This window comes from Pandoraea sp. NPDC087047, assembly GCF_044745225.1.
Classification (GTDB): Bacteria; Pseudomonadota; Gammaproteobacteria; order Burkholderiales; family Burkholderiaceae; genus Pandoraea.
In genome coordinates this window covers 468,863-481,844 of record NZ_JBIUZU010000003.1, presented here as the reverse complement: position 1 = coordinate 481,844, position 12,982 = coordinate 468,863, and the positions used below count along the sequence as shown (strand labels likewise).

Sequence of the window (12,982 nt, the reverse complement as noted above, 5' to 3'; positions counted from 1 at the left end):
CCCCTTTCTGAACCGAGTTGGGTTTATGTCTGAGGGGCGGAAAGGGGCTCCGGTCCAGCCCCCGGACTTCGGAAGAACTACTGGTGGGGGGGGGTCGAGAGAACCACGCAACCAGACCATCAGCCGACGAGCAGATGTTTGAAGGGCGCGAGGATGCCTTGCCAGAACGATTCCGGCACCCGCAGCATCAGATAAGTGATGGCGATATAGCGAAGGGCCTTACCGATGGCGATATAGACGAGGCAGGTACGCCACGAGAGTCGAAGCCATCCGGCGAGCGTGCAGAGCGGATCCCCGACCACGGGCAGCCAGGAGAGCAGGAGCAGGGGAGGCCCGAAACGGCGCATCCAGCGGGTGTACCGTTCGCTCATCGGGGCTTTGCCGTCGTCGTCTGTCGTCCGGCCCGGAACGTCCATTTCAAGCGCCACGCCACCACTGGCGGAAGCCAGAGCCGAAGCCGAAGCCCGCGCATGCGCCCGTCGTCGCGCCTTGAGGCGCACAAAGGCCCGGCGAGCGGCGAACCCCATCCACCAGTCCAGCATCCCGCCCAGCGTGTTGCCCACGCTCGCTACCACGATCGCGGGCCAGAACATATGCGGATTGAGCGCCACATAGCCGAACAACGCGGGTTCCGAGCCCATCGGCAGCAGCGTGGCAGAGACAAACGACACGATGAAAATCGCGGGCAGGCCCACGCCGGGCAGCGCCAACACGCCCAGCAGCCAGGTGATGAACGACTCCATGCAACTCCGGAGAAAACGAAAACCGATAAAAAAGCGCCGCAGCCCCGTCAGCACCAACCGGCCAGACGGTCGGCCAATCCGGCCACCCATGCGCGCACACGAGTTTGGCAGAAACAAAAAGTCTGGCGCATAATGCATGCCCATGACCCGACCCTCGACGCCGCCCGTGGCCATTCTACTGGCAGGCGGACTCGGTACCCGCTTCGATGCGGCGGGGCGCCGGAACAAGCTGCTCGCGCCGCTGCCCGGAGATCCCCTGAACCGACCCGTTGCCCTCGCCAGCGCCCATGCGCTGCTGGCGGCATTGCCGCGCGTCATCGCGGTCGTGCGCCCGGACTCGGCCGAGTTGGAAAACGTTCTCTTGCAGGCGGGTTGCGAAGTTGTCATGAGCCACGCCACCAAGCGCGGCATGGGCGCGACGCTCGCGGCCGGCATCCAGTGCGCCGTCGACGAAGATCCGCCCCCGGGGCTCGAACACCTCGACGGTTGGCTCGTTGCGCTGGCCGACATGCCCTACATTCACCCCAACACCCTGCGCGCGATTACCGGCGGCCTCACGTCGCCCGAAGCCATCGTCGCGCCGAGTTACCAGGGACAACGCGGCCATCCCGTCGCGTTCGGCTCCGCCTACACCTCGCGTCTGGTCGCCCTCGATGGCGACATTGGCGCGCGCGACCTGTTGATTAGCGAGCACATTACGATCGTCGATGTCGACGACGCCGGAATCGTGCGCGACATCGACACCCCAGACGACCTACGCTAGGGCGCGCACTCCCCTTTCCCGTTTTTCCCCGAAAGACCAAGCGCGACCGCCCCGGCGGATGTGCTGGTCTATCATTGTCCTTTTGTTCCTTGATGTGCCTAACCTGAAGAAGCCTTAAATCATGTCCGACGCAGCTCCCGACTATCTGAAGAAGATCCTGACCGCCAAAGTCTACGACGTCGCCTTTGAAAGCGAACTCGAGCAGGCTCGCACGCTTTCCATGCGGCTGCACAATCGAATTTATCTCAAGCGCGAAGACAATCAGACGGTGTTCTCCTTCAAGATTCGGGGCGCGTACAACAAGATGGCCAACCTCAGCGAGGCCGAACGCGAACGTGGTGTGCTCACCGCGTCCGCAGGCAACCACGCTCAAGGGGTCGCCTACTCCGCCGCGCGGCTCGGCTGCAAGGCCGTCATCGTCATGCCCGTCACCACGCCGCAGGTCAAGATCGACGCCGTCAAAACGCACGGCGGACGTGCCGTCGAAGTCGTGCTCGCCGGCGACTCCTACAGTGACGCCTACGCTCACGCCATGACGCTGCAAGCCGAGCGCGGCCTGACCTTCGTGCCGCCGTTCGACGATCCCGACGTCATTGCCGGGCAAGGCACCATCGGCATGGAAGTCCTGCGCCAACATCAAGGCCCGCTGCACGCCATCTTCGTGCCCATTGGCGGTGGCGGCCTGGCTGCCGGCGTTGCCGCGTACGTCAAGGCCGTGCGGCCCGAGGTGAAAGTCATCGGCGTGCAATCCGTCGACTCCGACGCCATGGCCCAGTCCATCCACGCAGGCGAGCGCGTATTGCTGAACGATGTGGGCCTTTTTGCCGACGGCACCGCCGTCAAGTACGTCGGCGAAGAAACCTTCCGTCTGTGCAGCGCGTATCTCGACGAAGTCGTGCGCGTCGACACCGACCAGCTCTGCGCGGCCATCAAAGACGTCTTCCAGGACACGCGCAGCGTGCTGGAGCCGTCCGGCGCGTTGTCCGTCGCGGGCGCCAAACTGTACACCGAGCGCGAAAAACTCAAGGGCGAAACGCTCGTGGCGATCACCTCCGGGGCCAACATGAACTTCGACCGCCTGCGCTTCGTCGCCGAGCGCGCCGAAGTCGGTGAGGCCCGCGAAGCCGTCTTCGCCGTCACCATTCCGGAAGCGCGCGGCAGCTTCAAGCGCTTTACCGAAGTGGTGGGCAGCCGCAATGTGACCGAGTTCAACTACCGAATTAGCGAAGCGTCCAGCGCCCACATCTTCGTGGGTATCCAGATGCATAACCGCGACGAAGGCGAGCGCATCAAGGCAGGCTTCGAGCGCCACGGTTTCCCCACGCTCGATCTGTCCAACGACGAACTCTCCAAACAGCACATCCGTTACATGGTCGGCGGCCGCTCCGCGCTCGCCAGCCACGAAGTGCTGTACCGTTTTCAGTTTCCGGAGCGTCCGGGCGCACTGATGAAATTCCTCTCGGCCATGAGCCCGAACTGGAACATCAGCCTGTTCCACTACCGGAATCAGGGCGCGGACTACAGCAACATCCTCGTGGGGATTCAGGTGCCGGACAACGAGAAGGCCGCGTTCCGCGACTTCCTCACAACGCTCGGCTATCCTTACTGGGACGAAAGCGAGAACCCCGTGTACAAGCTGTTCCTCGCGTAAGCCGTCGCTTATCCGCACACTGCCAAACGACAGGAAATCGCCGCCACCATGCCGATCACGCTCGAGAACAAACTCGTTGTCGCGATATCCTCGCGTGCGCTGTTCGACTTCGAAGAAGAGAACCGCGTGTTCGATGCCGGCGTGGCGAGCGGCGACGACCAGTCGTACATGCAATACCAGCTCGACCGCCTGGACAAACCCGCACCGGCAGGCGTCGCCTTCCCGCTCGTGCAGAAACTCCTCGCGTTCAATCAGGGCAGCCACGACGGCAACCAGGATAAGCACCGCGTGGAAGTCGTCGTCCTCTCGCGTAACGATCCCGTGAGCGGCATGCGCGTGTTCCGCTCGGCGCGGCAATTCGACCTTAAGATCGAGCGCGGTGTCTTCACGCGCGGGCGCGATCCGTTCGGCTACCTCAACGCACTGGGCGCCCACCTGTTCCTGTCGGCCAACGAGCGCGACGTGCGCGGCGCACTCGCGGCAGGCTTCCCGGCGGCGCGCGTGTATCCGGAGTCGGCGAAAAAAGCCGAGCGTCATCCCGACGAAATCCGCATCGCCTTCGACGGCGACGCGGTGCTCTTCTCCGACGAGGCCGAGCAGGTCTTCCAACGCAACGGCCTCGACGCCTTCCAGCAACACGAAACCGAGCGCGCCGCCACGCCGCTGCCGCCCGGTCCGTTCAAACCCCTGCTGCTGGCGCTGCACCGTTTGCAAACCCTCGCAGGTCACGAAGTGCCGGTCAGAATCCGCACCGCGCTCGTGACCGCGCGCTCCGCCCCCGCGCACGAGCGTGCCATTCGCACGCTCATGGATTGGAAAATCGACATCGACGAGGCGATGTTCCTGGGCGGGCTGGACAAAGGCGCATTCCTGCGCGAGTTCGAGCCCGATTTCTTCTTCGACGATCAGACACGCCACTGCGAATCGGCCGCACGGGTCAGCCCGACCGGACACGTCATCAGTGGCATCGCAAATCATGACAACGCCTGAACAATCAACGCTAGGCAAGGAAGTTGCCTACACCGAGCACTACGACCCGTCTCAACTCTTCCCGATCGCCCGTGCGCCCGCACGCGCGGCCATTGGCGTGCCCGACGCCCTGCCGTTCTTCGGCGCGGACATCTGGAACGGCTACGAACTCTCGTGGATCAACGAAAAGGGCAAACCGCAGATCGCGCTGCTCACCGCCATCGTGCCAGCCGACTCGCCGAACATCATCGAGTCGAAATCGTTCAAGCTCTATCTCGGCTCGTTCGCGCAAACCAAGCTCGCCAATGTCGACGCCGCTCGCGCGCTCATTCAACAGGATCTGTCCGAAGCGGCGGGCGCGCCCGTGCAGGTGCGCCTGGTCGAGCCCAGTGGTTTCGCCAAACTCAAACTCGATGAACTCGACGGCCTGCTCGTCGACCGTCTCGACGTCGAAACGCACGTCTACACGCCGGACGCCTCGCTGCTCACCGCCGCATTCGACGAATCGCATGTGGACGAAACGCTCGTCTCGAACCTGCTCAAGTCCAATTGCCCGGTCACCGGCCAGCCCGACTGGGGCAGCTTGCAGATTCGTTACGTCGGCCCGCCGATCGATCAGGAAGGTCTGCTCAAATACGTGATTTCGTACCGGCGTCATACCGGCTTTCACGAGCAATGCGTGGAGGGCATCTTCATGGACATCCTGCGTCAGTGCAAACCGAGTCAGCTCGCTGTCTACGCACGCTACACGCGACGTGGCGGCCTCGATATCAACCCGTTCCGCACCAACTTCACGTTGCCGATGCCGGATAACGCACGCACGGCGCGTCAGTAAGTCGACGCAGGCGCAAAAAATGGCGACGCGCCGGTTCGACGCGTCGCCATTTTCATTTGGGCAGACCACCGCCCGGCTCAGCCTGAAGACCCCGTCATTGCCATCGATCGGCGTGCCGCCTCCATCATGGCGGCATATTGCGGCTGCCCTGCACAGCGTTGCACCGTTTCACGCATCGCCTGATTGGCTTCATTGAAGTGCCCCAGTTCGATCAGACACTTGCCCACGCGATACATCGGGCCGGGCGCCGTTTCGTCCATCAGGGCTGCGGCGAGGAATAGCGACAGCGCCGCCTTTGCCTCGCCTCGCCGATGGGCGGAAAGCGCCAACGCCATGGCGTAGTCGGGATGATGCGGGCACGCGCAGAGCAGCGGCGCAAAGTCATCGATGGCCTGCGCGTAATCGCCCCGCTCAAAGGCGTTGTATCCGCTGCGGTAGGCGCTGTCGCACTGCATGGCGTCCCACTCGCCGGGGCGTGGCATCCCCATCGCAACGCGTTGCGTCTCAGCATCGCGCAGCATCGCCAGCGTGACTTCAATCTTTTGCGCAACGGCATCGGTCGACGGCAGCGTCCCCGCGGCAATCTCGCCCGTTTTCATGGTCGTCCCCCCTCCCTGTTGGGGTCGAATAGCACCCGCGTGTTGAGCGACGTGATCTGCTGCGCCGCCTGTCGACGCACCATGATGCTCCGGTACACCTGACTGAGTCCGTACGTCACCGCCGCTGCGGACAGAAGGGCCATTGTCGTGCCCACTCCGTACCCCGTCCGCCGGTTCTGGTTTGCGGCTTCCGAATCGTCGACCTCAGCCGCCGCATCGAGACAAAAGTAAGCGCCGGCCACAAACCCCACGGTGCCGAGCACCGAGATTGCCACCCCCGACACCCCGGCGGCGAAACCCGCCCGTCCCAAACGACTTATCGTCTGAGACTGTCGGCGGACATCGTCTGGCGTCGAGGGAAAATCAATCGCGATAGGGGCTTCATCGGCGGACTCGACGCCCGCCTGATGTGGCGACACATGCTGCATCGCCCCTGCATTGCTCTCCGTTCTCACCATCCATCTCCTCTCAGGTCGGAAAAGAGGAAGACTGCACGCGCAGAAAACGCCCTGCCATCGAAGGCAAACATCAGGTTTTGCGAAACGGTTGCCGAGGTATCAGCCGATGTCGAGCTCGACGCCGAAGCTCGGCATCAAAGCAAAAAAGCCGACGATAATCGCCGGCTTCTTCACACACACGCATGCACGCACGCAGCCACGCACCTGCGCCGCGCGCCACTGCCCATGTGAGAGACGCTTACGCCGCAGGCTTCTTGTACGCCACGCAGTCCACTTCCACCTTGCAGTCGATGACCATGCTCGACACCACACAAGCGCGTGCCGGCGGATGCTCACCGAAATACTCCTTGAACACCTTGTTGAACGACGCGAAGTCACGCGGATCGTCGAGCCACACGCCGATACGCATCACGTGCTCAGTGCCGTAACCCGCCTCGCTCAGAATCGCCACCATGTTCTGGATGGCCTGATGCGACTGGGCGACGATGCCCCCATCGATCACCTCGCCGTCCTTCATCGGGGTCTGCCCCGAGACGAACAGGAAGCCATCGGCCTCGGTTGCGCGTGCGAAGGGCATGCGCTGGCCACCCGTGCCCTGCCCGCCTTCCACGCCATATCGTTTAATGCTCATCATTGCTCCTTTCAACGAATCGTCTTCCACAACACTTATTCAGAGAACCGGCTGCGGCGTGCCGCGACGCACGAAGCGTCCAGCGCGCGCACTCTGCGTAGGCGCACGGTCCTGCCACGACAGCACCCCGTTGACCCACACGGCCGAAATGCCATACGCCGGCTGCATCGGATCGGTAAATGTCGCGGCGTCCGCCACCGTCGCCGGATCGAACAGCACCAGATCGGCCCAGTAGCCTTCACGCACGAAACCGCGCCCGGTCAGGCCGAAACGCTCTGCCGAGAGTCCCGTCATCTTGTGGACGGCCTCGGCCAGCGGGAAGAGTTCCTGCTCGCGGCTGTAGCGGCCGAGCACGCGCGGGAACGCACCCCACAGACGCGGATGCGGCAACGGATCGTTCGGCAGCCCGTCCGAGCCGACGACCGTTGCGGGGTGACGCAAGATGCGTCGCACGTCATCCTCTTCCATGCAGTGATAGACAGCCCCCGCCGGTTGCAGACGCTTCGCCGCTTCCATCAGATCGACGCCCCACTCGGCGGCAATCGTCGCGAGCAGCTTGCCGCCCTGATCGGGATGCGCTTGCGACCACGTCACGAGAATGTCGAAGTCGTCGGTGACCTGCTTGAGATCGAGCGTCGACGAACTCGCCGTGTACGGGTAGCAGTCGCAGCCGACCGGCTGAAAGCGCTGGGCCTTGTCGAGCGCTTCGAGAATCTCGGCACTGCGCCCCCAGTTCTCTACGCCCGCACATTTCAGATGCGAGACGACCACGGGCACGCGCGCATGACGGCCAATGCGGAAGGCTTCGTCGAGGGCTTCGAGAATCTCGGCGAATTCGGTGCGCAAGTGCGTTGCGTAAAGCCCGCCCGCTTCGGCCAACGGCTCGGCCAGCGCGAGAACCTCCTCCGTGGGCGCCGCGTTCGCATTCGCGTAGGCGAGTCCCGTCGACAGCCCCAGTGCGCCGTGTTCGAGCGCCTCGCGCAATTGCGCGCGCATGCCTTCGATTTCCGCGTCGGACGCCGGCCGGTCGAGCCGGTCCATATGGTTGTTGCGCAGCGCCGTATGACCGATGAGCGCGGCCACGTTGATCGCTGGCTGCGCCTTCTCCAGCGCGTCGACATAGGCGGCAAAGGTCGGGTATCGGAACGCCTCGGCGTCCCCCAGCAGGTTCATCGGATCGGGCGGATCGCCCTTGAGCGTTACCGGCGACGCGCTAATGCCGCAGTTGCCGACAACAACCGTCGTCACCCCTTGCGAGAGCTTCGGCGTCATTTCCGGCGCCCGCACGACATTCGTGTCGTCATGCGTGTGGACGTCGATAAAGCCGGGGCTCAACACATTGCCATCGCCGCAGATGACCTGCGCGGCCTGCCAGCCCGACAGCGCGCCGAGCGGCGCAATCGTGTGGATGCGGCCGTCGCGCAGCGCAACGTCGAAGCGTTCGTTCGTCATGGGCGCGCCCGAGCCGTCTGCCAGACGCACATTCGTGATGAGCGTGTCGACGGTGCGATCCGCGAGAGGGTGGTCAGTCATGTCAGTCTCCCAGAGGCTGACGATCGCCGCCGCCCCGATGCGTGTCGAGCACGTACTTGATGCGGCGCAACAGCGCCTGGCTCTGCGGCTTGGCGAGCAACGCCAGTTCCGTGGCCAGGACGTCCATCGCCAGCAGCATCGCGTAACGCGACGACGACGGTTTGAAAATGAAATCCGTTTCCAGCGCACGGATCGGCAGCACCTCGTCGGCCAACGCCGCGAGCGGCGAACCCGTCGCCGTCATGGCCACCACCTGCGCGCCATACTCCCGCGCGATCTCGCATACCGACACCAGCTCCGGCGTGTGACCGCTCACCGAGAAGGCGAGCACAACATCATCACGCCCGAGCGTGGCGGCGACCATGCGAGCGAGCACGGCGTCCTGATAGCTCGCCACCGGGCGGCCCAGACGCACGAGCCGGTAGCGCGCCTCGTCTGCCATGAGCGACGAACCGCCGCCCATCCCGAAGGCATACACCATGCGCGCCGACAGCACGCGCGCGGCCGCACGTCGCACGGTATCGGGCTTGATCAGCCCGCGATGCACCTGCAATGTCGTCTGGATATCGTCCGCGATCCGGTCGATGGTCTCCACAGTGCCGTCCTGCCCATTGGCTGCGCTCGCGCCGAGAAAACGCTGACCGACCACGGCGGCCTGCGCCAATCGCAGCTTGAGATCGCGCACGTCGCGGCAGCCCATCGCTTTGGCAAAGCGCGTCACGCTGGCTTCGCTCACCCCGGCACGCTCGGCCAGCACGTTGATCGACGCCGCCGCCGCGCCCGCCACGTCTTCCAGTACCACTTGGGCGACTTTGCGTTCCGCCTGACTGAGGGCGTCGCTGCGCTCGGCAACACGCGTCACGATATCGAAGGTTTCGGCCATATCCCGGGTCTGAGAGGCGTCGCACTGCGTCGCCTGAGCGTTATCTGGAGGTCTTTTGCTTAATATTTGTTACTTTATAACAAATCTGTCAAACGCTGGTAATTAAACGCTATTATAGGAGCCGTCCGGCAGTCGCCAGCGTACCGATATGAGGAGAATTTCCAATGAGTGATACAAACTATCAACATGGCATGATCGATACCCTGAACAAGGGCCTGGGGGCGCTCGACCGCCCGCTCGCCCCGTCGGCGACGACCGGACTGGGCTGGAATCTACTCGACGAAGACCTGAGCCTGCCGACGGCTGTGCTCTACGAGAACAAGATCCGTCACAACCTCGCGTGGATGCAGCGCTTCGTGCACGAGTACGGCGTGAAGCTCGCCCCGCACGGCAAGACGACGATGGCGCCGAAGCTGTTCCGTCGCCAGCTCGACGGCGGCGCATGGGGTATTACGCTCGCCACCGCGCAGCAGACCTATGCGGCCTACCATCACGGCGTGCAACGCGTACTCATGGCAAACCAACTGGTCGGCAAGCGCAACATGACGATGATTGCCGACTTGCTGAAAGACCCCGATTTCGAATACTTCTGTCTGGTGGACTCCGCTGCTGCGGTGGCGCATCTGGGCAGGTTTTTCCGCGCGCGCGGCCAGACGATTCAGGTCCTCATCGAGTTGGGCGTGACGGGTGGCCGCACGGGCGTGCGCGACGCCGCCCAGCAGCAAGCCGTGCTCGACGCCATTGCCGAGTATCACGACGCGGTCAAATTGGCCGGCGTGGAAGTCTATGAGGGTGTGCTCAGCACCGAAGCGGACATCCGCGCCTTCCTGCAACGCGCGGTGAGCATTACGCGCGAACTGGTCGCGGCGGGTCGCATCGAGCGCACCCCGGCAGTGCTCTCGGGCGCGGGCTCGGCGTGGTACGACGTGGTCGCCGACGAATTCGCGCACAAGGACGTAGGCGCACCGCTTGACGTTGTGCTGCGCCCCGGCTGCTACCTCACGCACGACGTGGGCATCTACAAAGCCGCGCAGGCGCAAATCGCCACACGCAATCCGATCGCGAAGCAAATGCGCTCGCAGTTGCAACCGGCGCTGCAACTCTGGGCGTATGTGCAATCGATTCCGGAGCCCGAGCGCGCCATCATTGCCCTGGGCAAGCGCGACGCGGCGTTCGATGCGGGCATGCCGGAACCGGCGCAGCTATTCCGTCCGGGCGAGAGCAAGGCGCCGAAGGCGACGCCCGAACATTGGGAAATCACCGGCATGATGGATCAGCACGCGTATCTGCGCATTGCACCGGGAGACGATATCCGTGTCGGCGACATGATCGCGTTCGACATCTCGCACCCCTGCCTGACGTTCGACAAATGGCGTCATCTGCCCGTGGTCGATGGCGATTACAACGTCGTCGAGATCGTGCAGACGTTCTTCTGATTTCAACGCGGGCGACGTGGATGACGTGGACAACGAGCGCTCGTCGTCGCGCGCATCGCTGACGTTGAGCGAATCAGGCTTCGGACGGCGCACCGCTAAAGCCCCAAAAGAAAAGCCGCTTCGATATGCCGAAGCGGCTTTTTTATTGATGCCGTCGATTTGCTGCCGTCGATTTGCTGATGTCGCTCTGTTGATCGTAGATCACAACAACGGAATCACCCCTGACTGCGGGGACCGCGTTTTCGCGCGGGCACCGGTTCGGCGGCGGCAGTCTCGGCGGCGGTTCGCCGTTTCGCGTCGCCAGTCGATTTGGCATTTCCGTCGACCGCGTTGCTCACATTACCCGCCTTGGCGCGCGACGCCACCGATTTGAACTGCGCCTCGAGGTGGCCGAGTGCGCTCTCGAGCGTTGCGATCTCGGCGGGCGTCATGCCTTCCAACGCCTCGTCGAAAAAAGACTGACGACGCGGCGTCGCTTCGTCGTACACCGCCATGCCTGCGGACGTGAGCGTGACGTTCGTCAGCCGATTGTCCTCGGGATCTGTCGCACGAGACAGCCAGCCCAGCGCTTCCATCGACTGCAACTGACGCGTGAGCGAGGCCGGGTCCAGCCGGCAATGCTCCGCGAGAAACTTCTGTGAGCAAGTGCCGCGCTCGGCCAGCGCGAGAATGATTCGCCAGCGCGGCAGCGGGTGTCCGACCTGCGCGTCGAAGGCCAGCATCATCGCGCGATACGTCAGGCTGAGTTGTTGAATGACATTACGTTTTTGAGGCGTCGGCATCGCGTCACTCCCCTGCCGGCGGTTGCGGCTTCACGCCGCGCGTGAGGCGAATGAGCGGCACGCGTCTGACGAACCAGAGCCCTGCGAGCGCGGCTGCGAGCGACACCATCTGCCCGCTGTGAATTGCCGCAACGAGCGAGGTGCGCGCCGACTCGATGAACAGCGTTCCGTTTTGGCCCATGTGAGCGAGCGTCGTCAGGAAATCGCTTTGCGCTTGCGCGTTGACGAGGATCTGCGGGTCGGAGAGTTGCGTGCTCCAGCGGGTGCCTTCGTTTGCGGCGAGCGCGTCCGTCACGCGTGCCGTGTAACTGTGATTCACGAGCGTGCCGACGATGGCCGTCCCCAGCATTCCGCCGATCATGCGCAGCGATTGCATGAGCGCCGTCGCGATTCCCAGATGGGCGCGACCGGCAACTTCCTGCGCGAAAACGGTGAGGTTCGGCATCACGAAACCGAGGCCGAGCCCGGCGAGAAACATATACGTGGCGATCAACGCGTGCGGCGTGCCGCGATGCGTGGTGATCACGCCGGCACAGGCGAGCGCGAGCAGCAGAAAACCGCCGTAGAGCATCACGTTCGGATTGGGCAGACGGGTGATAAGACGGCCGTTCACGATACTGCCCACGGTAATGCACACGACCAGCGGTGTAATCAGCAAACCGGTTTCACGAGGCGAGAGACCGAAGCCGCCCTGCAGCATCAACGGCGCGTAGAACAGCAGACCGAACATGGAGAAACCTGCGAACACCGACAGCACGAAGAGCGCCGCCAGGCTTTTGTCGCGGAACATCTCGAAGGGCAGAATCGGATGCGACGCGCGCTGCTCCCACCAGTAGAGCGCGTACGACGAGGTCACGAGCACAACGGCCAGCATCACGACACCGCGCGAGAGTCCATCGGCGGGCAGCCATTCGACCAGCATCTGCAAGCTGCCGAGCGCGGCGGTGATGAGGGCCGCGCCGAGCCAGTCGATACTCGCCTTGCTGTGTTCTTCGGCGCGCATGTGCGGCAGGTGACGTCCGACGAACCAGACACCCAGCAGGCCGACCGGCAGGTTGACGTAGAAGACCGAGCGCCAGCCGTAGGCCTCGGTGAGAAAACCACCGAGCGAGGGGCCGATGGCGTTCGCGATGCCGAATGCGGAGCTGAGCATGACTTGCCAGCGCAGACGCACATGAGGGTCGGGGAACAGCTCAGGAACACAGGCGAAGGCCGTGCCGACGAGCATCCCGCCGCCGATACCTTGCAGCGCGCGAGCGACGACGAGGAACGGCATGCTGTTCGCCGCGCCGCACAGGACCGAAGCAGCGGTGAAGACGATGATGGCCGCCATGACGAAACGCTTGCGGCCGTAAAAATCGCCGAGTCGTCCGAAGATGGGGACGGTGATGACGGAGGTGAGGAGATACGACGTCGCGACCCAGGCGTAATACTCGAACCCTTTGAGTTCCGCGACGATGGTTGGCAACGCGGTGCCGACAACCGTCTGGTCGAGCGCCACCATCATCGTGCAGAAACAGAGACCGAGCATCGCCACGAGCGACTGCCGGAACGGCAACACCTGCCCCGCTGAATGCGGGGTACTAGGACTAGGAGCCATTTTTTGGACGGATCAATGTTTGATCAGTCAAGGATTCTAGCACGTTCGTTGCGTAGTGACGGCTGTCCATGAGGTCAACAGGAATCACCTGGCTGTGGG

Annotated in this window: 13 protein-coding genes; 5 read left to right on the top strand and 8 right to left on the bottom strand. The window is 63.6% G+C overall.

What is annotated here, in order from left to right; translation table 11 throughout:
• Positions 1 to 119 precede the first annotated feature (119 nt).
• Complete coding sequence (locus tag ACIPHM_RS07685; RefSeq protein ID WP_400326340.1) at positions 120 to 743, bottom strand: YqaA family protein; 624 nt, start codon at positions 741 to 743, stop codon at positions 120 to 122.
• A 142-nt stretch (positions 744 to 885) separates the two neighbouring features.
• Here ACIPHM_RS07685 and ACIPHM_RS07680 point away from each other — a divergent pair, with 142 nt between their 5' ends.
• The 4 genes from ACIPHM_RS07680 (at position 886) to queF (ending at position 4,961) form a co-directional block, all read left to right on the top strand.
• Complete coding sequence (locus tag ACIPHM_RS07680; RefSeq protein WP_400326338.1) at positions 886 to 1,506, top strand: NTP transferase domain-containing protein; 621 nt, start codon at positions 886 to 888, stop codon at positions 1,504 to 1,506.
• A gap of 121 nt (positions 1,507 to 1,627) precedes the next feature.
• The gene (ilvA, locus tag ACIPHM_RS07675; RefSeq protein ID WP_400326336.1) at positions 1,628 to 3,157 is read left to right on the top strand and encodes a threonine ammonia-lyase, biosynthetic; all 1,530 of its coding nucleotides are present in this window, start codon (positions 1,628 to 1,630) and stop codon (positions 3,155 to 3,157) included.
• A 48-nt stretch (positions 3,158 to 3,205) separates the two neighbouring features.
• On the top strand, positions 3,206 to 4,147 hold the full coding sequence (locus tag ACIPHM_RS07670) for a 5'-nucleotidase (RefSeq protein ID WP_400326333.1): 942 nt from the start codon (positions 3,206 to 3,208) through the stop codon (positions 4,145 to 4,147).
• The gene (gene queF, locus ACIPHM_RS07665) at positions 4,134 to 4,961 is read left to right on the top strand and encodes an NADPH-dependent 7-cyano-7-deazaguanine reductase QueF (RefSeq protein WP_400326330.1); all 828 of its coding nucleotides are present in this window, start codon (positions 4,134 to 4,136) and stop codon (positions 4,959 to 4,961) included. The genes ACIPHM_RS07670 and queF overlap by 14 nt, the downstream gene beginning before the upstream one ends.
• Before the next feature lie 77 nt (positions 4,962 to 5,038).
• Here queF and ACIPHM_RS07660 read toward each other — a convergent pair whose 3' ends face one another.
• The 5 genes from ACIPHM_RS07660 to ACIPHM_RS07640 all read right to left on the bottom strand — a co-directional run bounded on the left by ACIPHM_RS07660 (position 5,039) and on the right by ACIPHM_RS07640 (position 9,065).
• Complete coding sequence (locus ACIPHM_RS07660) at positions 5,039 to 5,560, bottom strand: hypothetical protein (protein WP_400326327.1); 522 nt, start codon at positions 5,558 to 5,560, stop codon at positions 5,039 to 5,041.
• Positions 5,557 to 6,018 carry a hypothetical protein gene (locus ACIPHM_RS07655; protein ID WP_400326324.1) on the bottom strand — a complete coding sequence of 154 codons (462 nt, stop codon included), beginning with the start codon at positions 6,016 to 6,018 and terminating at the stop codon, positions 5,557 to 5,559. The genes ACIPHM_RS07660 and ACIPHM_RS07655 overlap by 4 nt, the downstream gene beginning before the upstream one ends.
• Positions 6,019 to 6,256: 238 nt before the next feature.
• Positions 6,257 to 6,643 (bottom strand): RidA family protein, encoded by a 387-nt coding sequence (locus ACIPHM_RS07650; RefSeq protein WP_400326583.1) that lies wholly within the window; start codon positions 6,641 to 6,643, stop codon positions 6,257 to 6,259.
• Positions 6,644 to 6,688: 45 nt separating this feature from the next.
• A complete protein-coding gene (locus ACIPHM_RS07645; protein WP_400326321.1) occupies positions 6,689 to 8,182 on the bottom strand; it encodes an amidohydrolase family protein in 1,494 nt (497 codons plus the stop codon).
• Position 8,183: 1 nt separating this feature from the next.
• Positions 8,184 to 9,065 carry a MurR/RpiR family transcriptional regulator gene (locus ACIPHM_RS07640; RefSeq protein WP_400326319.1) on the bottom strand — a complete coding sequence of 294 codons (882 nt, stop codon included), beginning with the start codon at positions 9,063 to 9,065 and terminating at the stop codon, positions 8,184 to 8,186.
• A gap of 164 nt (positions 9,066 to 9,229) precedes the next feature.
• Here ACIPHM_RS07640 and ACIPHM_RS07635 point away from each other — a divergent pair, with 164 nt between their 5' ends.
• Positions 9,230 to 10,501 (top strand): amino acid deaminase, encoded by a 1,272-nt coding sequence (locus ACIPHM_RS07635; RefSeq protein WP_400326316.1) that lies wholly within the window; start codon positions 9,230 to 9,232, stop codon positions 10,499 to 10,501.
• Between the two features lie 215 nt (positions 10,502 to 10,716).
• On the opposite strand, the gene ACIPHM_RS07630 is transcribed toward ACIPHM_RS07635, so the two are convergent.
• Positions 10,717 to 11,283: a MarR family winged helix-turn-helix transcriptional regulator gene (locus ACIPHM_RS07630; protein ID WP_400326313.1), complete on the bottom strand. Its 567-nt coding sequence runs from the start codon at positions 11,281 to 11,283 to the stop codon at positions 10,717 to 10,719.
• Positions 11,284 to 11,287: 4 nt separating this feature from the next.
• On the bottom strand, positions 11,288 to 12,883 hold the full coding sequence (locus tag ACIPHM_RS07625) for an MDR family MFS transporter (RefSeq protein ID WP_400326311.1): 1,596 nt from the start codon (positions 12,881 to 12,883) through the stop codon (positions 11,288 to 11,290).
• Positions 12,884 to 12,982: the final 99 nt, after the last annotated feature.